This window comes from Streptomyces sp. H39-C1 (assembly GCF_027158125.1).
Classification (GTDB): Bacteria; Actinomycetota; Actinomycetes; order Streptomycetales; family Streptomycetaceae; genus Actinacidiphila; species Actinacidiphila fildesensis.
This window is the reverse complement of sequence record NZ_JAPVLS010000041.1, coordinates 21,368-45,232: the sequence shown is the minus strand read 5'-3', so window position 1 is coordinate 45,232 and position 23,865 is coordinate 21,368. Positions and strand designations below refer to the sequence as shown.

The 23,865-nt window shown below is 71.0% G+C and carries 23 protein-coding genes; 13 read left to right on the top strand and 10 right to left on the bottom strand.

All coding sequences use genetic code 11. The features are described 5' to 3' along the window. Positions 1–56: 56 nt before the first annotated feature. Complete coding sequence (locus tag O3W51_RS25660; RefSeq protein ID WP_269287417.1) at positions 57–1,055, bottom strand: hypothetical protein; 999 nt, start codon at positions 1,053–1,055, stop codon at positions 57–59. Positions 1,056–1,064: 9 nt separating this feature from the next. Further along, the gene (locus O3W51_RS25655) at positions 1,065–1,643 is read right to left on the bottom strand and encodes an RNA polymerase sigma factor (protein ID WP_307811166.1); all 579 of its coding nucleotides are present in this window, start codon (positions 1,641–1,643) and stop codon (positions 1,065–1,067) included. A gap of 164 nt (positions 1,644–1,807) precedes the next feature. Here O3W51_RS25655 and O3W51_RS25650 point away from each other — a divergent pair, with 164 nt between their 5' ends. Then, complete coding sequence (locus O3W51_RS25650) at positions 1,808–2,593, top strand: DUF4253 domain-containing protein (protein ID WP_138352239.1); 786 nt, start codon at positions 1,808–1,810, stop codon at positions 2,591–2,593. Between the two features lie 45 nt (positions 2,594–2,638). Here the strand turns inward: O3W51_RS25650 and O3W51_RS25645 are convergent, their stop codons facing one another. After that, positions 2,639–4,165, bottom strand: a complete 1,527-nt coding sequence (locus O3W51_RS25645) for a beta-N-acetylhexosaminidase (protein WP_138352240.1) — start codon at positions 4,163–4,165, stop codon at positions 2,639–2,641. A gap of 152 nt (positions 4,166–4,317) precedes the next feature. On the opposite strand from O3W51_RS25645, the gene O3W51_RS25640 reads away from it, so the two are divergent. The 5 genes from O3W51_RS25640 to O3W51_RS25620 all read left to right on the top strand — a co-directional run bounded on the left by O3W51_RS25640 (position 4,318) and on the right by O3W51_RS25620 (position 8,519). Further along, positions 4,318–4,848, top strand: coding sequence for a 2-oxo-4-hydroxy-4-carboxy-5-ureidoimidazoline decarboxylase (locus O3W51_RS25640; protein ID WP_138352241.1), 531 nt, complete (start codon positions 4,318–4,320; stop codon positions 4,846–4,848). A gap of 256 nt (positions 4,849–5,104) precedes the next feature. After that, positions 5,105–5,485 carry a succinate dehydrogenase, cytochrome b556 subunit gene (gene sdhC / locus O3W51_RS25635; protein ID WP_138352242.1) on the top strand — a complete coding sequence of 127 codons (381 nt, stop codon included), beginning with the start codon at positions 5,105–5,107 and terminating at the stop codon, positions 5,483–5,485. Between the two features lie 2 nt (positions 5,486–5,487). Continuing rightward, on the top strand, positions 5,488–5,955 hold the full coding sequence (locus tag O3W51_RS25630) for a succinate dehydrogenase hydrophobic membrane anchor subunit (protein ID WP_138352243.1): 468 nt from the start codon (positions 5,488–5,490) through the stop codon (positions 5,953–5,955). Positions 5,956–5,982: 27 nt separating this feature from the next. Next, positions 5,983–7,737 carry a succinate dehydrogenase flavoprotein subunit gene (gene sdhA, locus O3W51_RS25625; protein ID WP_164294952.1) on the top strand — a complete coding sequence of 585 codons (1,755 nt, stop codon included), beginning with the start codon at positions 5,983–5,985 and terminating at the stop codon, positions 7,735–7,737. Beyond that, positions 7,737–8,519: a succinate dehydrogenase iron-sulfur subunit gene (locus O3W51_RS25620; protein ID WP_138352245.1), complete on the top strand. Its 783-nt coding sequence runs from the start codon at positions 7,737–7,739 to the stop codon at positions 8,517–8,519. Before sdhA ends, O3W51_RS25620 begins: the two co-directional genes overlap by 1 nt. Before the next feature lie 66 nt (positions 8,520–8,585). Here the strand turns inward: O3W51_RS25620 and O3W51_RS25615 are convergent, their stop codons facing one another. After that, positions 8,586–9,518 carry a hypothetical protein gene (locus O3W51_RS25615; RefSeq protein WP_138352246.1) on the bottom strand — a complete coding sequence of 311 codons (933 nt, stop codon included), beginning with the start codon at positions 9,516–9,518 and terminating at the stop codon, positions 8,586–8,588. Positions 9,519–9,753: 235 nt separating this feature from the next. Here O3W51_RS25615 and O3W51_RS25610 point away from each other — a divergent pair, with 235 nt between their 5' ends. Next, positions 9,754–11,898 (top strand): M4 family metallopeptidase, encoded by a 2,145-nt coding sequence (locus O3W51_RS25610; RefSeq protein ID WP_269287415.1) that lies wholly within the window; start codon positions 9,754–9,756, stop codon positions 11,896–11,898. A 112-nt stretch (positions 11,899–12,010) separates the two neighbouring features. On the opposite strand, the gene O3W51_RS25605 is transcribed toward O3W51_RS25610, so the two are convergent. Beyond that, positions 12,011–12,862, bottom strand: a complete 852-nt coding sequence (locus O3W51_RS25605; protein WP_138352248.1) for a carboxymuconolactone decarboxylase family protein — start codon at positions 12,860–12,862, stop codon at positions 12,011–12,013. A 29-nt stretch (positions 12,863–12,891) separates the two neighbouring features. Continuing rightward, the gene (locus tag O3W51_RS25600; RefSeq protein WP_138352249.1) at positions 12,892–13,431 is read right to left on the bottom strand and encodes a MarR family winged helix-turn-helix transcriptional regulator; all 540 of its coding nucleotides are present in this window, start codon (positions 13,429–13,431) and stop codon (positions 12,892–12,894) included. Positions 13,432–13,499: 68 nt separating this feature from the next. Here O3W51_RS25600 and O3W51_RS25595 point away from each other — a divergent pair, with 68 nt between their 5' ends. Beyond that, complete coding sequence (locus O3W51_RS25595; protein ID WP_187145317.1) at positions 13,500–14,753, top strand: MFS transporter; 1,254 nt, start codon at positions 13,500–13,502, stop codon at positions 14,751–14,753. Positions 14,754–14,780: 27 nt separating this feature from the next. Here O3W51_RS25595 and O3W51_RS25590 read toward each other — a convergent pair whose 3' ends face one another. Continuing rightward, a complete protein-coding gene (locus O3W51_RS25590; RefSeq protein ID WP_138352251.1) occupies positions 14,781–16,226 on the bottom strand; it encodes a sensor histidine kinase in 1,446 nt (481 codons plus the stop codon). 75 nt (positions 16,227–16,301) lie between these two features. Here O3W51_RS25590 and O3W51_RS25585 point away from each other — a divergent pair, with 75 nt between their 5' ends. Continuing rightward, positions 16,302–16,484: a hypothetical protein gene (locus O3W51_RS25585; RefSeq protein WP_187144988.1), complete on the top strand. Its 183-nt coding sequence runs from the start codon at positions 16,302–16,304 to the stop codon at positions 16,482–16,484. Here the strand turns inward: O3W51_RS25585 and O3W51_RS25580 are convergent. Beyond that, positions 16,460–17,161, bottom strand: coding sequence for a response regulator transcription factor (locus tag O3W51_RS25580; protein WP_138352252.1), 702 nt, complete (start codon positions 17,159–17,161; stop codon positions 16,460–16,462). The two genes, O3W51_RS25585 and O3W51_RS25580, sit on opposite strands and share 25 nt — an antisense overlap. A 171-nt stretch (positions 17,162–17,332) precedes the next feature. Between O3W51_RS25580 and O3W51_RS25575 the strand changes: the two genes are divergently transcribed. The 4 genes from O3W51_RS25575 (at position 17,333) to O3W51_RS25560 (ending at position 22,218) form a co-directional block, all read left to right on the top strand. Continuing rightward, positions 17,333–20,053, top strand: coding sequence for an MMPL family transporter (locus tag O3W51_RS25575; protein WP_187144987.1), 2,721 nt, complete (start codon positions 17,333–17,335; stop codon positions 20,051–20,053). A 194-nt stretch (positions 20,054–20,247) separates the two neighbouring features. Next, positions 20,248–20,658 (top strand): hypothetical protein, encoded by a 411-nt coding sequence (locus O3W51_RS25570; protein ID WP_269287414.1) that lies wholly within the window; start codon positions 20,248–20,250, stop codon positions 20,656–20,658. Positions 20,659–20,663: 5 nt separating this feature from the next. Next, the gene (locus tag O3W51_RS25565) at positions 20,664–21,293 is read left to right on the top strand and encodes a thiol-disulfide oxidoreductase DCC family protein (protein WP_138352254.1); all 630 of its coding nucleotides are present in this window, start codon (positions 20,664–20,666) and stop codon (positions 21,291–21,293) included. A gap of 10 nt (positions 21,294–21,303) precedes the next feature. Next, complete coding sequence (locus O3W51_RS25560) at positions 21,304–22,218, top strand: TetR/AcrR family transcriptional regulator (RefSeq protein WP_244809360.1); 915 nt, start codon at positions 21,304–21,306, stop codon at positions 22,216–22,218. Here the strand turns inward: O3W51_RS25560 and O3W51_RS25555 are convergent. Together O3W51_RS25555 and O3W51_RS25550 are read right to left on the bottom strand one after the other, a co-directional pair. Next, on the bottom strand, positions 22,204–23,472 hold the full coding sequence (locus O3W51_RS25555) for a metallophosphoesterase (protein WP_138352256.1): 1,269 nt from the start codon (positions 23,470–23,472) through the stop codon (positions 22,204–22,206). The two genes, O3W51_RS25560 and O3W51_RS25555, sit on opposite strands and share 15 nt — an antisense overlap. Continuing rightward, the gene (locus tag O3W51_RS25550) at positions 23,472–23,792 is read right to left on the bottom strand and encodes an SCO4848 family membrane protein (RefSeq protein WP_269287412.1); all 321 of its coding nucleotides are present in this window, start codon (positions 23,790–23,792) and stop codon (positions 23,472–23,474) included. Before O3W51_RS25550 ends, O3W51_RS25555 begins: the two co-directional genes overlap by 1 nt. Between the last annotated feature and the right edge of the window lie 73 nt (positions 23,793–23,865).

The window sequence follows — 23,865 nt, the reverse complement described above, 5'->3', positions numbered from 1 at the left end:
CGCAGGTCAGACGGTCCGGAGAGCCGGGAATACGGTCGCCGGCGAACCGGCAGAACCTAGTCGTTCCGGCCGTCGCCCTTGGTGTGACCGCCGCTCGTGCCACCGGACTTGCCGCCGTCAGCGTTTCCGGCACCGCCGGATCCGGCCACGTAGGCGGCGGCCAGCACCCGCGCGCAGTATTTCGGTACGTCCCGTTTGCTGCCCGCCGCCGCCACGAGCCGGTCGGACGACGCGCCGTCCAGCCGGCCGCCCGCCTTGATGTAGGCGCGGCACAACTCCACGTTCTGCCGGTCGCGTTCCCCGTGCGTCCCCTGCGGTGCGAGCGAGTGGGCGGACGGCGGCGGCGTCGCGGACGGGTTCGCGGGCGAGGCCGGCCGGCCGGGGGGCGGCGTCGCCCCGTGCCCCGGTTCCGATGACGCGCCCTTTCCGTGCGGTGCGTCGGCCGTCCCGCCGGTGAGCGGCGAGGACCCGCCGTCCGGGCCCGCGGTGCCGGAGCCGTCCGGCGTGGCGGAGCTCGGGGCGCCGCTGCGCACCGGCGCGGAACCGACGTTGTCGGCGTCGAACGGCAGCGGCAGGATGCCGGGGCTCGCGGCGAGCACCGCGGCGCACAGGGCCATGGCGACCACCAGCGCGCCGACCGACGCCTTCAGCGACTTCGGCGCTCCGGCCACCCTCCCCCGACCTTCGGCCGGGGGTGCCCCCAGCCGCCCGGCCCTGGCGGTCAGTGCCGTGCCCGGTGCGGTGACCGGCCGGCCCAGCCGGACCACCGACAGGAAATCGGCATCCCCGGAACCCTGCTCGGGACCGGCGCCGGAACCGTCCCGGGGGCCGGCCTTCGGAGCCGCGTCGAAGCTCGTCAGGAAGGCGGCGACCGCCGCCTCCTCGCGCTCCGGATCGGCCGCCGCCGGCGCGGCGGCTGCCGCCAGCAGCCGGGCCAGCCGGGCCGCCCCGGCACCGCCGGACATGACGGACTCGCCGCGCAGGAGCCGCTCCGCGGCGTCCTCGTCGAGCCAGTCGTCGTCACGATGTCCGTCGCATCGCCGGTTTTCCGTCATCTCATATCCTCAAAGCGTCTTCGCCGCCGAAAACGTCACACCCGCGGTGCGGCTCTCGTCGTCCAGCAGTTCGGCGAGCCGGCGCAGCCCCCGGTGGGTGGCCATCCGCACGGACCCCGCGCGCTTGCCCAGCACCTGCGCCGCGCTGCTGGAGTCCAGCCCCATGACGACCCTCAGCAGGACCGCCTCGGCCTGTTCGCGCGGCAGCGTCGCGATGGCCGCGAGCGCGCGGTCGGTGGCCACCGCGTCCAGGGCCTCGCCCGCGGTGTCCGTGTGCGCCGGCATGTGCAGCAGGGCGTCGACGCCGGCCGCGGTGACCGGCCGCCGGCTGCGCGCCCGCAGGTGGTCCAGTGCCCGGTTGCGGGCGATCCGGGCCGCCCAGCCGCGCACCGCGTCGCCGTCACCGGTGAAGCCCGGCAGGTCGCGGGCGATCTGCAGCCACGCCTCCGACGCCACGTCCTCGGCCTCCGCCGGTCCGACCAGGGTCCTCACGTACTGCAGCAGTTGTGGCTGCACCGCCCGGTACAGCACCCGGAACGCGGCGTCGTCGCCCTCCTGCGCGGCACTGACCGCGGTCCCCAGATCCACCGCTCGCTCCACCCCCTCGAACACCGGCACCATCCTGCCCCATTGCCGCGGTGACACTTCCGGCGCCCGCGACGCTGTAATAGACGGCGGCCGGGGACGCTCCTGTGGGGGGAGGCGGCCCCCGGCCGTCCCAGCTCGTGCCCCCACACCGATGGAGCCCACCGATGCCCCTGGCCCGTCTCCCCGACGGCCTTCCGCCCGGCCGGTTCCTGCCCGGTGACTCCCCCGGGTTGTGGCTCTCCTACGAACCCGTCGTCGCTCCCGGCCGGCTCTGGGCCCGCTTCCAGGCGCAGCAGGACGAGACGGGCTGGTGCCCGGTCCTCATGGCCTGGCCGTGCGCGACGGGCCGCGGCCACCGCACCGAGGACATCGACGGCGTGGACGTCGAAGCAACGATGACTGATTCCTGGGGGTCGTACCAGGATTTGCGCTCATTGCGGCCGCCGCATCCCGCGATCGACGAGGTCTGGCCCGAGGACGTCGCCCTGCTCCTCGACGACCCGGGCCCGCCGTTCACCCGCTGGCCCGGCCTCGCCCGCACCTCCCCCGCGCACCAGGGGCCCCCGCCGGACGCGGTCGCCCGCCAGACGGTGGGTCAGATGCTGCACTACTTCACCACCCGCTTCATCGCGCACATCGCGCTGGTCCCGACCCGCCGCAGCGCCGATGTCCCGGCCCTCCTCGGGTGGGAGTCCGACGCGCCGGCCCTGGAGTTCTCCGCGCTGCTGCGCACCTGGGAGACCCGGTTCGGCGCCCGCGTCATCGGCTTCGAGGGCTCCTCCGTCTTCCTCTCCGTCGCGTCCCCGCCGCTGACGTCGGAGCACGCCGCCCATGTCGCCCTCGAACACGTCCTCACCGGCGCCTCCCACCTCAACGACGGCACCTTCCCGTTCCCCGACTACGCCGAGGCGCTGCGCGGGGAGCGGCTGTGGTCCTTCTGGTGGGACTGACCACAACACTGGGACCGACCGCACCACCTGTGGCCGGACCGTCCGTCAGCCCACCTTGTCGGCCAGAGCTGTGAAGGCCGGCCAGGAGAGGGGCGGCGTCCCGGGGTACCAGAGCTTCTGCGCCAGCGCGTTCAGCGGCAGCCGGATGCCCCGCGCCACCTCGTCCTGCGACTGCGCGTCCGCCTGGTCGCACCAGACGGCGAACCTGCCGCCGAGCACCCGGTCGGGCGTCGCCAGCGAGGCGGCCACCGGGCTGGCGCCGCGCAGGACGGCGGGGGTCCACTCCTTGTAGATGCGCTCGCCCGTCGGATAGGTGAAGTCGTTCGGCTCGCCGAGCACGTAGTACAGGTACTCGTCGTTGAGGTTGACGACCTTGCGGCCGGCTTTGAGGTATTCCTCCGGCTCGCGGGCGCCCAGTTCCTTCCCCGTCCAGTACTCGACCTCGCGGTCGCGGTCGGGCACGGCGCGCGGGGTGGAGAGGAATCCGTCGTTCCACGCCTTGGTCCGCTTGCCGAACTTCTTCGCCACCGCCTCGCGGTCGTTGAGCCAGCGGGTCGTCGCCTCGGCGACGGTCCCGCCGGGCGGGACGAGCTGCGGATACGAGCTCTCCGGGTCGCTGACGACCAGCGCCTGGTACTCGTCGCCGCCCAGGTGCCAGTAGGGGCCGGGGAAGAGTGGCGCGAACTCACGGGTCAGATCGTCGACCATGCGGGCCGAGGCGGCCTTCGAGATGTCGATCGCCCCGGGCAGCGCCCGGCCGGAGGCGTTGACCAGCTGAAGGTCCGGGTGGGCCCTGATGACGGCGCCGAGGTGCCCGGGGCTGTCGATCTCCGGGATGACGGTGACGTGGCGCTGCGCGGCGAGGTCGATGATCGCCCTGAGGTCCGCCTTGCTGAGATGGTCCCGCGACACGATCTCCGGGTGGCTGCTGCTCTCGATGCGGAAGCCCTGGTCATCGCTGAAGTGCAGATGCAGCTGGTTGAGCTTGAGGTCGCCGAGCTGCCGGATCCGGTCCTCGATCCAGTCGCGTGCGAAGGGCTTCCGCGCGATGTCGAGGAGCAGGCCGCGCTGCGGCCGGTCCGGGGCGTCCTTGATGACGCCTTCGGGCAACCCGGTGCCGGCGCGCAGCGTCTGCAGGAGGGTGCGGGTGCCGTAGAACGCCCCCGCGTCGGTGGGCGCGTCGATGGTGACCTGCCCGTTCCGTGCGGTGAGGACGTACGACTCGTTCACGTTCGCGGCGTTCTTCGTGGTGCCGGCGCCGGGACCGTCGATCCGCAGCGTGATGTCTCCCGTTCCGGCCGGCCCGTCCCCGTCGCTCCTGTCGTCGTCGAACCCGAAGGGGACCTGCAGCTGTCCGGCGAGCAGCCGCGCCTCGTCCTCGACGGCGCTGCCGCGCCCGGCGCGCACCCGGGTCCCCGGACCGAGGTGGAAGACGCCGGATCCGGCCGGCCGGAAATCCCGTACGGAGGGGATGACCGGCAGTGTCCGGGTGGCCGGTGCCTCGTTGGGTGTGCCGACGGCCGGTGTGAGTACGGCGAGCGACAACGCCAGCCCTGTCCAGATTTTCCCCATACCGGACGTTATGGCAGACCATCCCCGTTCCGTCGTCCACTTCGTGACATATTTCGATCCCGTACGGGTGAAATCCACTCATCCGTCGGACGGAGTCGAACATGCCCCACTAACGTGTACCGCTTCCCCGCTTTTCCGACAGGAGTTCAGCGCTGTTCCCCGACACTCCGGCCCAGGGGCCCGTCCCCGCCGCCGGGCTCTCCCGGCTCAACGAGGCCCCCTTCGGCGCGGCGGAAGCCGCCCTGCGCGACTGCTGCGGAAGCCACCGCTGGGCCCGGCGGATGGCCCTGCACCGCCCGTACCCGGATCTTGACGCCCTACTCGCGGCGGCCGACGAGGCGGCGTACGACCTCACCCCCGGCGACCTCTCCGAGGCGCTGGCCTGCGAGGCCGCCACTCCGCTGCCGCACCGCGGCGGCCTGGCCGCGCACACCGCGCTGAGCGCCGCGCAGGCCGCGTACGAGAACAAGTTCGGCAATGTCTTCGTCATCGCCCTCAAGGGCGACGACCCGGCCAGCCTCCTCAACCAGGTCCTGACCGGAATCCGCGCCCGGCTCGCGAACGACGAGGACGAGGAACGGGTCGTCACCGCCGACGAGCTGCGCCGCATCACCCGGGCGCGGCTCGCCCGGCTGGTCTCGGAACGATCGAACGCACAGACCACGGCGGAACTGCACCGCTAGCTCCGGGGAACAACACCTCCGCAGGCGTCTCCGCCCGTACGCCCACCGGCCTTTGGCCCGCACATCCGGTCGCCCGTTCATTCGTAGGTTCCCCCAGACGTTCACCCAGTCGTGCGGGATCAATCACACCTGGCCTACCCGGGCATACGGAGCCGACAACGCGTCGCTACGATGGCCAGGGCCGGTGGACCGTACCCGGCCGGGCCCGTCCGACACCGAAGCCGGCTGGCCCCAAACCGCTCCCGGAGGGTTTTCCGTGCCGGCAGGAACGCTGTACCGCGGCCGGGAAGGCATGTGGTCATGGGTGGCTCATCGAGTCACCGGTGTCCTCATTTTCTTCTTCCTGTTCGTCCATGTCCTCGACACCGCACTCGTGCGGGTCTCCCCCGAGGACTACGACAAGGTCGTCGCGACCTATAAGACCTGGCCTGTCAGCCTGCTGGAGTACGGCCTCGTCGCGGCCATCCTCTTCCACGCTCTCAACGGGCTCCGCATCATCGCCGTCGACTTCTGGTCCAAGGGCCCGAAGTACCAGAAGCAGATGCTGTGGTCCGTCCTCGGCGTCTGGATCGTGCTGATGATCGGGGCCATCTACCCGGTTCTCGGGCACGCCGCACGCATTCTGTTCGGGAGCTGAGAATGTCTACTGACTCCGTGGAGCTCAGCTCCTCCAGTGCCTCGTTCAGCCCGGAGAACCCGGCGCCGTTCATCGAGGCCCCGCGCGCCCGTACCAAGCGCACTCCGCGTGCCACCCGCACCAACTTCGAGCTGTACGGCTGGCTGTTCATGCGCCTGTCCGGTGTCGTGCTCGTCGTCCTGGTGCTGGGCCACCTGCTGATCCAGCTGGTCCTCGACGGCGGCGTGACCAAGGTCGGCTTCGCCTTCGTGGCCGGCCGCTGGGCCTCGCCGTTCTGGCAGGGCTGGGACCTGGTCATGCTGTGGCTGGCCATGCTGCACGGCGGCAACGGTCTGCGCACCGTCATCAACGACTACGCCGAGCAGGCGAACACCCGGTTCTGGCTGAAGACGCTGCTGTTCACCGCAACGGCGTTCACGATCGTGCTCGGCACGCTGGTGATCTTCACCTTCGACCCGAACATCCGCTAGGCCAGGGACGGACAGGGAAACAACCCCATGCAGATCCACAAGTACGACACCGTCATCGTCGGCGCCGGCGGCGCCGGAATGCGCGCGGCCATCGAGTCGACGAAGCGCAGCCGCACCGCCGTGCTGACGAAGCTCTACCCGACCCGCTCCCACACCGGCGCCGCCCAGGGCGGCATGGCCGCCGCCCTCGCGAACGTCGAGGAGGACAACTGGGAGTGGCACACCTTCGACACGGTCAAGGGTGGCGACTACCTGGTCGACCAGGACGCCGCCGAGATCCTGGCGAAGGAGGCCATCGACGCGGTCCTCGACCTCGAGAGGATGGGCCTGCCCTTCAACCGGACGCCCGAGGGCAAGATCGACCAGCGCCGGTTCGGCGGGCACACCCGCAGCCACGGCGAGGCCGCCGTGCGCCGCGCCTGCTACGCGTCGGACCGCACCGGCCACATGATCCTCCAGACGCTGTACCAGAACTGCGTCAAGGAGGGTGTGGAGTTCTTCAACGAGTTCTACGTCCTGGACCTGCTCCTCGCCGAGGTCGACGGGGTCCAGCGGACCGCCGGCGTCGTCGCGTACGAGCTGGCCACCGGCGAGATCCACATCTTCCAGGCGAAGGCCGTCATCTTCGCCTCCGGCGGCACCGGCAAGTTCTTCAAGGTGACCTCCAACGCGCACACCCTGACCGGTGACGGCCAGGCCGTCGCGTACCGGCGCGGGCTGCCGCTGGAGGACATGGAGTTCTTCCAGTTCCACCCGACGGGCATCTGGCGGATGGGCATCCTCCTCACCGAGGGCGCCCGCGGCGAGGGCGGCATCCTCCGCAACAAGGACGGTGAGCGCTTCATGGAGAAGTACGCGCCCGTCATGAAGGACCTCGCCTCCCGCGACGTCGTCTCGCGCTCCATCTACACCGAGATCCGTGAGGGCCGCGGCTGCGGTCCCGAGGGCGACCACGTCTACCTCGACCTCACGCACCTCCCGCCGGAGCAGCTGGACGCCAAGCTGCCCGACATCACCGAGTTCGCGCGGACGTACCTCGGCATCGAGCCCTACACGGACCCGATCCCGATCCAGCCGACCGCGCACTACGCCATGGGCGGCATCCCCACCAACGTCCAGGGCGAGGTGCTGAGCGACAACACCACCGTCGTCCCGGGCCTGTACGCCGCCGGCGAGGTCGCCTGCGTCTCGGTGCACGGCGCCAACCGCCTCGGCACCAACTCGCTGCTCGACATCAATGTCTTCGGGCGCAGGTCCGGCATCGCGGCCGCCGAGTACGCGGCGACCACGGACCACATCGAGCTGCCGGAGGACCCGGCCTCCCGGGTCGTCGCCCAGGTCGAGGGCCTGCGCAACAACACCGGCACCGAGCGGGTCGCGGACATCCGCAAGGAACTGCAGGAGTGCATGGACACCAACGTGATGGTGTTCCGTACGGAGCAGACGATCAAGACGGCCGTCGAGACGATCGGCGCCCTGCGCGAGCGCTACAAGAACGTGTCCGTCCAGGACAAGGGCAAGCGCTTCAACACCGACCTGCTGGAAGCCATCGAGCTGGGCAACCTGCTCGACCTGGCCGAGGTCATGGCCGTGTCCGCGCTGGCGCGCAAGGAGTCCCGCGGCGGTCACTACCGCGAGGACTACCCCAACCGCGACGACGTCAACTTCCAGCGGCACACCATGGCGTACCGCGAGACGGACTCCGCCGGCAACGAGTCGATCCGTCTCGACTACAAGCCGGTCGTGGTGACCCGCTACCAGCCGATGGAGCGTAAGTACTGATGAGCACCCCGACGCTCGACAAGTCCTCCGGACACTCGGAGGCCCTGGACGCCGCCGAGGCCGCCGCAGGTCACCTGATCACGGTCACGATGCGGATCCGCCGGTTCAACCCGGAGGTCTCCGACGCGGTCGAATGGGTCGACTACCAGTTCCCGATCGATCCCAAGGAGCGCGTCCTGGACGCCCTCCACAAGATCAAGTGGGAGCTGGACGGCACGCTGACGTTCCGGCGCTCCTGCGCCCACGGCATCTGCGGTTCCGACGCCATGCGCATCAACGGCCGCAACCGGCTGGCGTGCAAGACGCTGATCAAGGACCTCAACCCGGAGAAGCCGATCACGGTCGAGCCCATCAAGGGCCTGACGGTCCTGAAGGACCTGATCGTCGACATGGACCCGTTCTTCCAGGCCTACCGCGACGTCATGCCCTTCCTGATCACCAAGGGCAACGAGCCGACGCGCGAGCGCCTGCAGTCCGCCGAGGACCGCGAGCGCTTCGACGACACCACCAAGTGCATCCTGTGCGCCGCGTGCACGTCGTCCTGCCCGGTGTTCTGGAACGACGGCCAGTACTTCGGCCCGGCCGCGATCGTCAACGCGCACCGCTTCATCTTCGACTCGCGCGACGAGGGCGGTGAGCAGCGGTTGGAGATCCTGAACGACAAGGACGGCGTCTGGCGCTGCCGCACGACGTTCAACTGCACCGACGCATGCCCCCGCGGCATCGAGGTCACCAAGGCCATCCAGGAAGTGAAGCGCGCGCTCATCACGCGCCGCTTCTAGGACGTCCCGCAACTGAGGGCCCTCTCCGCCACGGCGGACGGGGCCCTCAGCCGTTCCCGCCGGCGGTTACTCCCACTCCCAGCGCAGCGCCTGGAAACCGGGCTGCGGGTCCTCGACGGAGAACAGCGCCCGGCCCGACGCGCTGATCCAGACCGGTTCGACCGCGGGCAGCGGCCCGCCCGCCGTGGTGCCGACGCAGCGGTGGCTGCGGAACGGCACGGCGTCCGGATGGAACTGCACTTCGAGCGTGTAGAGCCGGATGGGCACCGGAAAGCCGCGCCCGCACTCGGTGGTGCGGGCGCCCACCGTCGGCATGCGGTACGTGTACTCGACGACCTCGGTCTCGCCCTTGGCGAGCACCCGGTCCAGCAGCAGTTCGGCGACGACCAGCGGTACCGAGCTGTCGATGCGGACCCGGCCGGGGCGGGCGTTGCGCACCCCGGTGAGGACGGGTAGCTCCCGTTCCGGGTCGTCGCCACGGGTGATGATCATGCAACGGTCCACCCGTTCCTGCTCGGCCCGCAGGACCAGGGTCGTCGTCCAGGTCGCCTCACAGCCGTTCGCGTCGATCTCGTAGCGGTCGTGCACCGCCAGCCGGGCGAGCCCGTCGTCGGCGGAGCCCATCTCGCCGAGCAGTCCCGGCAGGCTCTCGTACTCCTGCCAGAGCCGGGCGGCGTCGAGGTTGGCGGGCGGGCGGTTGACCCAGCGGCCGCGCGGGCGTTGCGGGCCGAGCAGGGAGACCAGGGAGTCGGAAGGGAGGGCGAGCAGCTCTTCCAGCAGGCGAACGGCCTGCCGGGACTGGGGGCGTTCGGGCCGGCTGCGGCCGCGGCGCCAGTAACTGAGAGTGGTGACGCTCACCTGGACGCCCCGGGTGTCGAGCCGGTGCCGGATACGTTCCATGCTGAGTCCGCTGGCCCGGACGGCGGCGTCGAGGGCGGCTTCGAAGGGGCCGGTGCGGAGCGCATCGGCGATTTCTGGAGGCAGCGGTCTATAGGTCACAGGGGGTGGTCATCCGTCCTGCGTGCCGGGTGTGGGGGAGGCACATGTTAGCGACCGGCCGGGAAACGGCCGGTGACGCGCATCACGCTGTGAACAGTCTTACCCAAAGATTTAGCGTTCACAGAGGTTGCACAGCTTGTGGGCCAGGCTTTAACGAGTTGTTGTAACTCCCGCAATTAAACAGAGTTGGGAGTTCGTTGCCCCGGGTCACCAGGCGCCGCCATGCTCCCTGGCCATGAAACGATCTGTACTCGCCAGCACCCTCACCCTCGCGGTCAGCGGGCTCCTGATAGCCGGGGCGGGCACCCCCGCCAGCGCCGCGAAGAACCCCCGGCCCATCCCGCCGAAGGTGAGCGAAGCTCAGGCACTGCGCGACGCGAACTCCGCCGTCGCGGCCCACCCGCAGTTGGTCAAGGCCGGCGCTCACGACGTGTTCACGTCACGCGACGTGACCGTCGACGCCGACGGCTCGCGCCACGTACATCTCGACCGCACCTACCAGGGCCTGCCGGTCCTGGGCGGCGACGTCGTCGTCCACTCGGCTCCGGACGGAACCGCGCGCGACGCCTCGCTGACCCTGGCGGCGCCGCTGAACCTGTCGGTCACGCCGAAGATCACCGCCAAGCAGGCCATCGCCACGGCGGCCAAGAAGTTCAAGGGCGTCAAGCACGGCAGCACGGCCAAGCTGGTCGTCGACGCCACCACCGCCACCCCGACGCTGGTCTGGCAGGTCGTCACCAACGGCACCGCCCCCGACCAGTCGCCGAGCCACCTGCACGTCCTGGTGAACGCGCAGACCGGCGCCGCCGGCCAGTCGTGGAACAGCTTCATCAGCACGGCCGTCGCGGGCCAGAACCAGGCGACCGCCCCCGCCACGACCGTCGCGGGCGCCGCCGCCTCCGGCACCGGTCACGGCTACCAGGTCGGCGACGTCACGCTGGGCACCAGCAGCGTCAGCGGCGGCTACCAGCTGCTGGACCCGACCCGCGGTAACGGGGAGACGCGGGACGCCCAGAACAAGACGACGACCAACGACTCGCCGCCGGCCGGCTGGGGCGCCGCGTTCACCGACACCGACAACGTCTGGGGCGACGGCACCCTCACCAACCGCGCCACCGTCGCCGTCGACGCCCACTACGGCATCCAGGCCACGTGGGACTACTACAAGAACGTGCACGGCCGCAACGGCATCAAGAACGACGGCGTCGGCGCCCGCTCCTTCGTCCACTACGGCGTCAACTACGGCAACGCCGGCTGGGACGACGACAGCTTCTCGATGATCTACGGCGACGGCGCGGTGGGCGACAAGCCGTTCACCGAGCTGGACGTGGCCGGCCACGAGATGAGCCACGGCGTCACCGCCGCGACCGCCGGCCTGAACTACTTCGGCGACGCGGGCGGCCTCAACGAGTCCACCAGCGACATCTTCGGCACCCTGGTCGAGTTCAACGCCAACAGCCCGGCGGACAAGCCCGACTACCTCATCGGCGAGAAGATCAGCTCCACGCCGCTGCGGTACATGGACGACCCGAAGAAGGACGGCGTCTCGCAGTCCTGCTGGACCACCGGCACCAAGAACCTCGACCCGCACTACTCGTCGGGCGTCGGCAACCACTTCTTCTACCTGCTGGCCGTCGGCTCCGGCTCCTCCACGTACGGCAACAGCCCGACCTGCGGCGGCGCTCCGGCCGTCACCGGCATCGGCAACGCCGACACGGGCAAGATCTGGTACCGCGCGCTCTCCACGTACATGACGGCCGCCACCGACTACCCGGGCGCCCGCACCGCGAGCATCAAGGCCGCCAAGGACCTCTTCGGCGGCAGCAGCGCCCAGTGCGCCGCGGTCGAGAAGGCCTGGACGGCAGCCGCCGTCGCCGCGACCTCCACCACCTGCGGCGGCACCGGCACCACCCCGCCGCCGGACGGCACCAACCTGCTGGCCAACCCGGGCTTCGAGTCCGGTGCGACCACCTGGGCCCAGACCAGCGGCGTCATCACCAATGAGACCGGCGCCACCCCGCACGCCGGTTCGTACTACGCCTGGCTCAACGGCTACGGCACCACCCACACCGACACCCTGTCCCAGTCGGTGACCATCCCGGCCACCGCCGCCGCCCCGAAGCTCAGCTTCTGGCTCGGCATCACCACCAAGGAGACCGGCTCCACGGTCTACGACACCCTCAAGGCCCAGGTCGTCTCCGGCACCACGACGACCACCCTGGCGACGTACTCCAACGTCACCCCGAGCGGCTACGTCCAGCGCACCCTCGACCTGTCCGCCTTCAAGGGCAAGACGGTCACCATCAAGTTCCTGGGCGCCGAGGACTCCTCCGCGGCCACCAGCTTCCTGATCGACGACACCGCCGTCACCAACGGCTGACCCACCTGCCCCCCACGGGGTGGCGGCCCGGACGGAACGGCATAGGCCTTCCGCCCGGGCCGCCGCCGTTTCCGCTTCCGGCAGCCGGACGGGCACCTGACGAACGGCGCGTTCAGTGCTCCGGGTTGTTCTCCGCTCGGTCGGCGAAGACCTCGCGGGCGGCGGCGATGCCGTTGAGGGCGGCGGGGAAGCCCGCGTAGCCGGCCATCTGGGTGATGATCTCGACGGTTTCGTCCTCGGTGCCGCCGACGTTGAGGAAGCCGTGGAGGTGGACGCGGAGTTGCGGGGCGGCGTTGCCCAGGGCGGTGCACATGGCGACGCTGGCGAGCTCGCGGGACTTGAGGTCGAGGCCAGTGCGGGAGTAGATGTCGCCGAAGCTGTACTCGATCAGGTATCGGGCCAGGTCGGGGGCGATGTCCTGGAGCGAGGCGACGACGGCTTCGCCGGCGTGGCCGTCGATGCGGGCCAGCGCTTCCAGGCCGCGCTCGTAGCGGGTGGTGCCCGGCTCGCTGGGGGTGGCCGGTGCGACGGGGCCGGCGGCCGGGTCGTCCGACTCCTTGCGCGCGGCGAACGCCTCGCGGGCGACCGTGAGGGCGTTGAGGGCGGCCGGGAAGCCCGCGTAGACGCTGGCGTGGATGAAGGTCTCCACGATCTCCCGCCGGCTGATGCCGACGTTGAGCGCGCCGTCGATGTGGAAGCGCAGCTGCGGAGCCCCGTTGCCCATCGCGGCAAGGGCCGAGATGGTGGCCAACTGGCGCTGCGGGAGCGTCAGGCCGGGGCGGGAGATGATGTCGCCGTAGCCGAACTCGACGGTGAACCGGGCCAGGTCGGGGGCGATGTCGGCGAGACTGTCGAGCACGGCGGGCCGCTCGGTGCCGGCGATCTGCTGCAGTACGGCGAGGCCGCGCGCGTAGCGCTCGGAGGGGGCGTCGGCGGCGGCGGTGTTCTTGTCTGTGGTGGCCATGGCATCGAACGTACGGGTTGGAGTGGGCTCTAACGCAAGCTCTGCACGTCCTCCGCCGCCAACAGGATCCGGCGCAGCAGGTCGGACAGCGTGCGGCGTTCGCCGGCGTCGAGCGCGCCGAGCAGCCGGTACTCCTCGTGGCCGAGCACGTCCATCGAACCGAGCCAGGTCGCCCGGCCCTCCTCGGTCAGTTCGATGTCGACCCGGCGGCGGTCCGTGGCGGAGGGGGTGCGGCGGACGAAGCCGCGGTGGGCGAGCGTGTCGAGCCGTCCGGTGACGGAGGCGGGCGCCATGTCCAGGTCGTTGGCGAGCTCGGAGGGGCTGGCCTTGCCGCCGCGGCCCGCGAGCGCGTGCAGGGTCTCGAACTCGTGCCGCTGGAGGTCGTAGTCGGCGAGCGACTGGTCCCGGAAACGGCGCAGATGGTGGGCGATCATCTTCATCCGGGTGACCGCGCCCTCGATGTCGGGGTCGAGGTCGGGGAGGACGGGCAGCCAGCGCTCGACGTGCTCGTCGGTCCGGTCCCGGTCTCCACTGCGACCGCTGCCGCCGCCGGCGTCACTAGGGCTCATGTCGTCACTCTACGCCCGTTCCGTCGGCATCGAATTATTCGTTGACGAAAGGTTCGGTACCGAAATACATTCTCCGCGTGACCCAACCACCCACGCACCCCCTCCGCCTGCACGCCTTCCGGCTGCTCTTCATCGGCCGCACCCTGTCCGCCCTCGGCGACGCCGTCGTCCCCGCCGCGCTGGCCATCGCCATCACCCGGGCGACCGACGGATCGGCCACCGCGCTCGCCGTCGTCCTCGGCTGCTCGATGGTCCCGAAGCTGCTCCTGCTCCCCCTCGGCGGCGTGTTCGGCGACCGCTTCGACGTCCGCAAGGTCGCGCTGACCACCGACCTCGTCCGGTGCGCCGCCCAGCTCTTCGTCGGCGCCGAACTCATCGGCAGCGACCCGCAGCTGCTGCACATAGCCGCCGCCGAAGTGGTCGGCGGCATCGCCTCCGCGTTCGCCATGCCGACCGCGTCGCCGCTGATCACCGGCACCACCGAAGGACCGGAACGGCAGAAGGCCAACTCCCTGATGGCCGCCGCGCGCAACGCCGCCTTCTTCGGCGGGCCCGGCGTCGCCGGGCTGCTGGTGTTCACCGCGGGGCCCGGCTGGGCCTTCGTCCTGGACGCGGCGACCTTCGCGGCCAGTGCGGCGCTGCTGGCCGCGATCCGGGTCCGGCGCACGCCCATCCCCCGCCGCTCGATGCGCGCCGACCTGGTCGAGGGCTGGTCCGAGGTGCGGTCCCGTGACTGGTACTGGACGAGCCTGATCGCGCACGCCACCTGGAACGGCGCCGCCGCCGTCCTCGCCACCCTCGGACCGATCGTCGCCCGCGAGCGGCTCGGCGGGGACGACGTCTGGATCTATCTGCTCCAGGCGGGTACCGCGGGCCTGGTCGTCGGCTCCCTGCTGGCCGGCCGCGCCAAGCTCTCCCGCCCCGTCCTGGTGGCCAACCTCGGCCTCGCGACCTACGCGCTGCCGCTGATCCTGCTCGCCCTGGCCGCGCCCGCCCCGCTGCTCATCGCCTCCTACGGCCTCGCCCTCTGCGCGCTCGGCTTCCTCAATCCGGTCTGGGAGACCACCGTCCAGCAGGCCGTGCCGGCCGGGGTGCTGGCCCGCGTCACGTCCTACGACTGGCTGCTCTCACTGGCCGCGATGCCGGTCGGCTACGCCGCCGCGCCGCTCGCCGCCAACGCGTGGGGGACGGCGACCCCGCTGGCGGTCGCGGCCGGCCTGGTGGCGGCGGCCTGCCTGGGGACGGCGCTGGTGCCGGGGGTGCGGCGGGTCGGCCGGGCCCCGGCGACGGCCGTGCAGCCGGTCCCTTCGACGGCCGGGTGAGCCGGAGCGGGCCTTCGGCGACAGGACCTAGCGTCCCGGCGCCGCCTCGCTCTCCACCACGAGTTCGGCCGGCCGGGCCGACGGGAGGGTGACGTGGACCGTGAGGCCGGTGCCCGGGGCGGTGTCGAGGCGGACGGAACCGTGGTGGGCGTCGACGGCGGCCTGGACGATCGACATGCCGAGGCCGGCGCCGCCGGTGTCCCGGGCCCGGTCGGGGTCGGCGCGGAAGAAGCGGTCGAAGGCCCGGGCGGCGTCCTGCGGGGACAGACCGGGGCCGGAGTCGGTGATCCGCAGCAGGACGTCCTCGTCCCGGCGGATGACCTCCACGGTCACCGGGGAGTCCGCGGGGGTGTGCACGCGGACGTTGCTGAGCAGGTTGCCGAGGATCTGCCGCAACTGCGCCTCGTCCCCCAGCACTTCCACACAGCCCGGCAGGATGAGTGCGATGGGCCGCTGCGGCTGCTGCATGGCGAGGTCGGCGACACCGTCCCTGACCAGCTGCGTGAGGTCGACAGGGCGCGGCACGAGCGCCGGCCGGTCCTCCAGCCGGGCGAGGGCGAGGAGCTCGTCGACGAGACGGCTCATCCGCAACGCCTCGGCGGAGACCCGGGTCAGGGCACGGTCCTTCTCGTCGGGGTCGAGCATGCCCTTCTCGTAGAGCTGGAGATAGCCGCGGACGGAGGCGAGCGGTGTGCGCAGCTCATGGGAGGCGTCGGCGAGGAACTGCCGGAGCTGGGCGGTGGCGCGCTCGCTGGTGGTGAGCGCCGTCTCGATCTGCTGGAGCATCGCGTTGAGGGCGGCGCTGAGCTGCTCGACCTCGGTGCTGCCGTGCGAGGCGGTGGCGATCCGCCGGGAGAGGTCGCCCTCGGAAATGGCGGACGCCGTCTCGACCATGTCCTCCAGCGGCTGCAGCCGCCGGCGGGCGGCGGTCAGCGAGCCCATGGCGAGCAGGCCCAGCAGCACGACGCTGTCGATGACCTCGACGATGAGGAGATGGCCGACCGCGCGCCGCACCCCGTTGAGCCGCATCCCCTTGACGACCATGGTGCCGTCGCCGAGCCGGGAGACCATCACCCGGTAGTAGCTGCCGTCGCTGTGCACGGTCGCGGCGTCGCCGGACGCCGCGAGGGCCTTCGGGTCCGGCATGGCCACCGCGAGACTGCGGCGCTCCTCGCCGAGGTTCGCCACGTTGCCCTCGCACACCGTGGAGATCCGGCCCTGGGGGTCGAGCACCAGGAAGAGGTCCTGGTCGAAGGCCTGGGCGACGACCTTGTTCCCGTCGTTGGTCTGCAGCATGCCGGCCATCGTGCAGAGCTGCTGCAGACCGCCGCTGGTGAACGGCGTGGAGGACAGCGCCTTCCGGGAGGTCTTCAGCGAGTCGTCTATCTCGCCGATCAGCATGGTGTACATGCCGATGAGGCTGGCGGCGCCCGCCATCACCAGGCCGATGGCCAGGAACGTGACGTTGGCCATCGTGAACCGCCCGCGCAGCGAGCGGGGGCGCGGCCAGAAGCAGCGCTTGCCGTCCAGGCGCGGCTTTCCACCGTCGTGACCACCACCTCCACCGTCGCGTCCACCGCCGTGACCACCACCTCCACCGTCGCGTCCACCGTCACGCCCACGGCCGCCTCCACCGTCGTACGTGCCGTATCCGCGCCGCGTTCCGGCTTCGCCCGCGCCGAACCCGAACGTCCCGAACCCGAGTCTCATGCCAGCGCCCGCAGCCCGTAGCCGATGCCGCGCCGGGTCTCGATCAGCGGCGGCCCGAGCCGGTCGAGCTTGCGCCGCAGGTAGCTGATGTACGTCTCGACGACGGTCGATTCGACGACCGTGTCGTACTGCCAGACGTGCTGCAGCAATTGCTCCTTGGTGACGATCCGCCCGGCGTTGCGCAGCAGGTGCCGCAGCAGGTTGTACTCGGTGGGGGTCAGGTCGACCGGCTCGCCCGCACGGCGGACGCTGTACGTCGCCTCGTCCATCTCCAGGTCGCCGTGGCGCAGCACCGGGTCGACGGCCTCCGGTTCGCGCCGGGTCCTGCGGAGCACCGCGTGCACCCGGGCGACGACCTCGTCCACGCCGAACGGCTTGGTGATGTAGTCGTCGCCGCCGAGGGCGAGCCCGCCGACGACGTCGCGCGGTGCGTCCCGGGCGGTCACGAAGATCACCGCGAGGTCGTCGCGTTCGGCGCGCAGCGTGCGGCAGACCTCCCAGCCGTTGCCGTCCGGCAGCATCACATCGAGCAGCACCAGATCGGGCCGGTGCTCGCGGGCGGCGATGACGGCCTGTCGGCCGGTGGCCGCGGTGTGCACCGTAAAGCCATGGTATTTCAGGGTAATTCGGAGAATGTCCGCGATGCCCGGCTCGTCTTCGACGATCAGTACGGTGGCCGGGCTCTCGGGGTTCTCCATGACTCGATTATCAGCAGTGCCGGCCCACAGACCCACTGGAGACAACTTGGGAGTTCCCTGAGAGATCCCGATTCACCTTGTAACGGCCCGGTCCCGGCACGGAGGCTGAACAGACTGCGGGAGATCCAACTCCGGCGGTGGACGTCGGCAGCGAGTGAAGGAGCTGGGACCGTGGCCTCATTGGCACGATGGTGCTTTAGGCGCAAGTGGCTGGTGATCGGGTTGTGGGTGCTCGTCATGGCCGGCTTCGGCGGCGCGGGCGGCGCCGCCGGGAGCGCCTACGCCAACGTCTTCGAGCTGCCGGGTACCGAGTCCGCGCAGGTTCTGAAGCTGATGGACAAGGCCTTCCCCGCTCAGGCGGGCGAGACCGACAACATCGTCTGGCACGTGGACCAGGGCTCCGTGCGGGACGCCGCGGTCCAGCAGAAGATGACCGCCGCTCTCCAGAGGATCAAGAGCGACGTGGCCGACGTCGGCACGATCGCGAGTCCGTACGCGCCGGAGGGCGCCGCGAAGATCAGCAAGGACGGCAGGACCGCCTACGCGGCCGTCACCTTCACCAAGCTCGGCAACGAGCTGGACAAGGAGGAGGTGAAGCAGCTCGTCGACATCGTGCACGACGCGGGGGGCAGCGGCCTGGAGGTCGAGGCCGGCGGCCAGGCGATCCAGATGGCCGAACAGCCTCCGCAGGGGCTGAGCGAGCTGGTCGGTGTCGCGGCCGCGGCCGTCGTCCTCTTCCTCGCGCTCGGTTCGGTCCTCGGCATGCTGATGCCGATCATCACCGCGCTGTTCGCCATCTTCACCGCCTCGTCCGCGATCCTCCTGCTCAGCCACGGCATGGCCGTCGCCGACTTCGCACCGGTCCTGGCCATGCTCGTGGGCCTGGGCGTGGGCATCGACTACGCGCTGTTCATCGTCACCCGGCACCGCAAGGGCATCCTGCGCGGGCTGACCCCGGAGGAGGCCGCCGTGACGGCGGTCAACACCTCGGGGCGCGCCGTGCTGTTCGCGGGCGGCACGGTCTGCATCGCGCTGCTCGGCATGTTCGCGATGGGTCTGAGTTTCCTCAACGGCGTCGCCATCGCCGCCTCGCTGACCGTCGTCCTGAGCGTCGCCGCGGCCATCACCCTGCTGCCCGCGATGCTCGGCGTCCTCGGCAACCGGGTGCTCTCCCGCCGCCAGCGGCGCAAGCTGGCCGCCAACGGCCCGGAGGCGAAGCTGGCCACCGGCGCCGCCGCCCGCTGGTCGTCATTCGTGGAGCGGCACCCGCGGGTGCTCTCCGTGATCGCGATCGCGATGATGGTCGCCCTGGCCGTGCCGGTGCTCTCCCTGCGCCTCGGCTCCTCCGACCAGGGCAACAACAAGGACACGACGACGACCCGCAAGGCGTACGACCTCCTCGCCGGCGGGTTCGGCGCGGGCTTCAACGGTCCGCTGACGATCCTCGCCGAAGTGAAGTCGGACACCGACAAGGCCGCCGTACAGACCCTGGTCGGCAAGCTCAACGCGACCAAGGGCATCACCTTCGCCGCGGCGCTGCCGATGCAGCCGGGCGCCGACATCGCCGTCATCCAGGCGGTGCCCGACACGTCACCGCAGGACAAGGCGACCTCGGACCTGATCGACCATCTGCGCGACGACGTCGTACCGGCTGCTGAGAAGGGCAGCACGATGCAGGCGTACGTCGGCGGCCAGACGGCGATGTACAAGGACTTCGCCTCGGTGCTGATGGGCAAGCTGCCGGTCTTCGTCGCGGTGATCATCGCGCTGGGCTTCGTCCTGCTGCTGATCGCCTTCCGCAGCCTCGTCGTTCCCCTGACGGCCGCGGTGATGAACCTGGCCGCGGCCGCCGCGTCCTTCGGTGTCCTGGTCGCGGCCTACCAGTGGGGCTGGGGCGGTGATCTGCTGCTCGCCAGCCGCGAGGGGCCGATCGAGGCGTTCCTCCCGGTCATCATGCTGTCGCTGCTCTTCGGTCTCTCCATGGACTACCAGGTCTTCCTGGTCAGCCGGATGCACGAGGAGTGGGTGCACACCAAGGACAACGCGCGCGCGGTACGCATCGGCCTGGCGGAGACCAGCCGGGTGATCAACTCGGCGGCCGTCATCATGATCTGCGTCTTCACCGCCTTCGTCCTCAACGGGGAACGCGTCATCGCGATGTTCGGCGTCGGCCTGGCGGGAGCGGTCGCGCTCGACGCGTTCATCCTGCGGACCGTGCTCGTCCCCTCCCTGATGCACCTGTTCGGCAACGCCAACTGGTGGCTGCCGGAGTGGCTCGACAAGCGGCTGCCGCACCTGGCGGTCGAAGGTGCGCCGGACGAAGCCCCCGACGCTCCGGGAGCGGGTGTCGTCGTCCCGCTGCAGAAGGCCGGCGGCCCGTCCGTGCGCGGCACCGTCCGCGGGTCCTCAGGACTGCCGATCCCGCGCTCGGAGCTCACCCTGATCGCCGCCGACGGCCGCCAGGTCGGCCGGATCACGGCGGAGGAGGACGGTACGTACAGCCTGTCGACGCCCGGCAGCGGTTCGTACGTCCTGGTCGCCAACGCCGAGGGGCACCACCCGCAGACAGCGAGCGTCATGACGTCCGACCGTCCGGTCGAGTGCGATCTGCGGCTCAGCGGCACCGGGACCCTCACCGGCACGGTGCGCACCGCGAACGGCGAACCCGTCGACGACGCGCGGGTCGTGCTCCAGGACGCGGACGGCAAGGAGGTCGGCGTCGTGCACACGGGCAAGGACGGCGGCTACGCCTTCGCCGACCTCTACCCGGGCCGCTACACCCTGCTGACGATGGGCTACCCGCCCTTCCCGGCCACGGTCACGGTGGGCAGTGGTGCGGACGGCGACGGCGACGACAACCTCGACCTGGAGCTGAGCCACTCGCGCGACTGACCGGCTCCTCTCCTCTCTCGTAGAACCTTTCCGCAGAACCTCTCCGCCGAACGCCGGGCGGGCCTGATTCCTCAGGCCCGCCCGGCGTTCTTCGTTGCGCCGGAAATCGCGGTTGAACACGTTCAAAAATAGGTCTACAGTCATGCCTGTCAGAAGTTTTGAACACGTTCAAGTCTCTCGCAAAGGGATGGACCATGGACCTCACGGTCGTCGCGTACGTCGTCTACCTGCTCATCAGCATCGGGCTGACCATCTGGGTCGCGCGCACCCTCAGCACCAACGGGCGGATCTTCCTCGCCGACGTGCTGCACGGCAACGAGAAGCTCGCCGACGCCGTCAACCACCTCCTGGTGGTCGGCTTCTACCTCGTCAACTTCGGGTTCGTCGCCCTCTACCTCAAGGGCGCCGACGCGGTCGAGGACGCCCGCGGGCTCTTCGAGGCACTGTCGGTCAAGCTCGGGGTCGTCCTGCTCGTCCTCGGCGTCCTGCACCTCGGCAACGTCTTCATCCTCAACAAGATGCGCCGCCGGGGCATCATGGAGAAGGAGCAGATCCCGCCGGTGCCGCCGCAGGGCTGGGCCACCCCCGCCACCCCGGCGCTCTGACCACCATGACCGCCGACGCCACCCACGGCGCCCGCACCACCCACGCCGCGGAAGCCGCCCCGCAAGGGGCGGCGGCCCCCGCACCGGTCCGCCGGGACGCCCGTGTCCCGGTCCGCCGGCTGACCGTCCTGTACGACGCCGACTGCAGGCTCTGCACCTTCGTACGGGGCTGGCTCGTACGGCAGCGGCAGCTCGTCCCGCTGGACCTCGTCCCGGCCTGCTCCCCCGAGGCGCGCGGCCGGTACCCGGACCTCGACCACGCCTCGACCCTGAGCCGGATCACCGTCATCGGTGACCAGGGGCAGCTCTACACCGGCGACGCCGCCTGGATCGTCATCCTGTGGGCGCTCTCCGAGTACCGGCCGATGGCGCACCGCTTCAGCACCCCGGTCGGGGCGCCGCTCGCCCGGGCCGCGGTCCTGGCGGCCGCCAAGTACCGGGCGGCGACCAGCCCGTACGCCGGTTGGGGACCTGCCCAGAACGGCCCGGGCCCTGCCCAGAACGGCTGGGGACCGGCCAGGACCGCCTGGGCACCGCCCAGGACGGACTGGGGGCGGGCCCGGAACCCCAGCACCGGAAGGCCGGTCATGCCGGCCCACGAGGACTGCGGCGATGCGTGCCGGCACGGCGGTTAGGCTCACCCTCGTGGAAGAAACTGACCGCCGCCCGTCCGACGACGCCGCCCCGGCCGCCGAACTGCCAGGCGGCCGGGCGCGACCGAAGACCGACAAGAGCGAGCTGACCCGGGCGCTCATCCTGGACACCGCGATGCGGATGTTCCAGGAGCGGGGCTACAACAAGACGACGATGCGGGCGATCGCGACCGAGGCCGGGGTGTCGGTCGGCAACGCCTACTACTACTTCGCGTCGAAGGAATACCTGATCCAGGGCTTCTACGACCGGATGACGCACGAGCACGCGGCCGACGCCCACGCCAAGATGGCCGGCGTCACCGACTTCTCCAAGCGCCTGGAGATCGCCCTCACCTCGTGGGTGGACTGCGCGGCGCCGTACCACGAGTTCGCGTCGCAGTTCTTCCGCACGGCGGCCGACCCGGACAGCCCGCTCAGCCCGTTCTCGAACGAGTCGCACCCGGCCCGCGCCACCGCCGTCGCCATCTTCGACGAGGTGCTGAACGGTTCGGACCTGGCCCCCAAGCTCGACGCCGAACTGGCCGAACTCCTCCCGGACCTGCTGTGGCTGCACCTCATGATCGTGGTGCTGTACTGGGTCTTCGACCGCACCGACGACACCGAACGCACCCGGAACTTCGTCAAGCGGTGCACCCCGCTGGTGGCGAAGGTCGTCAGCCTCTCGCGCTACCGGGTGTTCCGGCCGCTGGTCAGGGACGCCAAGGGGCTCATCCACGACTTCATCCTGCCGACGTTCATCTCGGCCCAGAAGTCGTCGGGAGGCGGCGGGGACGCGAAGACCTCCGGTACGGCCGGCACCGAAGCTCCCGCGGCCGGCACCGGACCCGCAGCCGCCGAACCCGTCGCGAAGGCACCCGTCAAGCGGGCGGCGAAGCGCGCCGCGAAGCGGGCGTCACGCGCGCAGTGACACCAGCTTCACGATGGTGATGTCCGACGGCGCCCCGACCCGTACCGGCGGGCCCCAGGCGCCCGCGCCGCGGGTCACGTACAACTGGGTGTCGCCGTACCGGTCGAGCCCCGCCACCGTGGGGTTCGCCAGCTCCGCGATGTAGTTGCCGGGCCAGAGCTGGCCGCCGTGCGTGTGTCCCGAGAGCTGCAGGTCCACGCCGTGCTTCACCGCTTCGTGGATCATCACCGGCTGGTGCGCCAGCAGGACGGCGGCCCGGGTGCGGTCCCGGTCACCGAGCGCCTTGCCGTAGTCCGGCGCGGCGTGGTGGTCCGCGCCGGAGATGTCGTTGACGCCCGCGAGGTCGAAGCCGGGCAGCTCCACCCGGGCGTTCTCCAGCGGGTGGACGCCCAGTTCCCGGACGAAGTCGACCCACGGTGCCGCGCCCGAGAAGTACTCGTGGTTGCCGGTGACGAAGAACGAGCCGTGCCGGGCCCGCAGCTGGGCGAGCGGCTCGGCGGCCGGCCCCAGGTCGGCCACGGTCCCGTCGACCAGGTCGCCGACGATCGCCACCAGGTCGGGGCGCGCGCCGTTGATCGTGTCGACGATCCGCTGGGTGTGCGCCCGCCCCAGGATCGGGCCGAGGTGGATGTCGCTGACCACCGCGATCCGGTAACCGTCCGCCCGTGCGGGCAGCTTCGCGAGCGGTACGGTCACGTTCTTCAGCCGGGGACCGCGCAGGACGCCGTACGTGCCGTAGCCGACGGTCCCGGCGGCCGCGGCACCGGCCGCGACGGCGACGGTGCGGGCGACGAACTGCCGCCGGGTGGCGGCGGCGGGCTCGTCGGTTGCTGCCGGGACCGCCGGTGGAGCTGTGGCCGTCGCTTCCGGTGCTGGTGCCGTTGCCGTTGCCGGTACCGCCACCAGAACCGCTTCCTCCGGTGCTGTCCGGGCCGCCCGGTGGTCGAGTGCGCGCCGCAGCAGGGGCCGTACCGCCTCGCCCACCAGCAGCGCGAACGTCAGATAGATCAGCACCGCGAGCCACAGATAGCCCGGCCAGGCCAGCCACCGCTCGCCCGCCAGCGGCAGGGCGCGGCCGCCGATCAGCGCGCCCAGGCTGGTCAGCGGGAGGACGAAGGCGAGCACCGTCCCGATCCGCCGGTACCGGCCGCGGGGTGCCGACACATCGCGGACCAGGCGCCGCCACAGGTAACGGTGCAGGGCGGCGAAGAGCGCCAGGACGGCCAGCCCGCCCAGGACGAAGACGACGATCACTAAACGGCGGCCGTGTCGGAGGGGTGCCGCCCGGCATCGGACCCGGCGGCCGTACCGGCATCGGACCCGGCCGTGGTCCCGGCGGCTTCGCGCTTCAGGATCCGCAGCGACCGCAGCCCGAGCGCGCCGATCGCCGTTCCCAGCAGGAACGAGGTGATCGCGAGCGTCAGATGCACCCAGAAGTACGCGGTCGGGGAGCCGTTGTCGAAGGCGAGCCCGCTGACGTCCTTCCACAGGTTCTTGACGAAGGTGGTCCAGACGATCCAGGACCACACGCCGAAGGCGACCAGGAACCAGGAGACGGGGCGGTTGAGCTTCATACACCCAGTATGGAGACTCCCGCACGGCAACGGCCGACGGGGTCCGGATGGTTCCACGTCAGGGGCGTGCGAA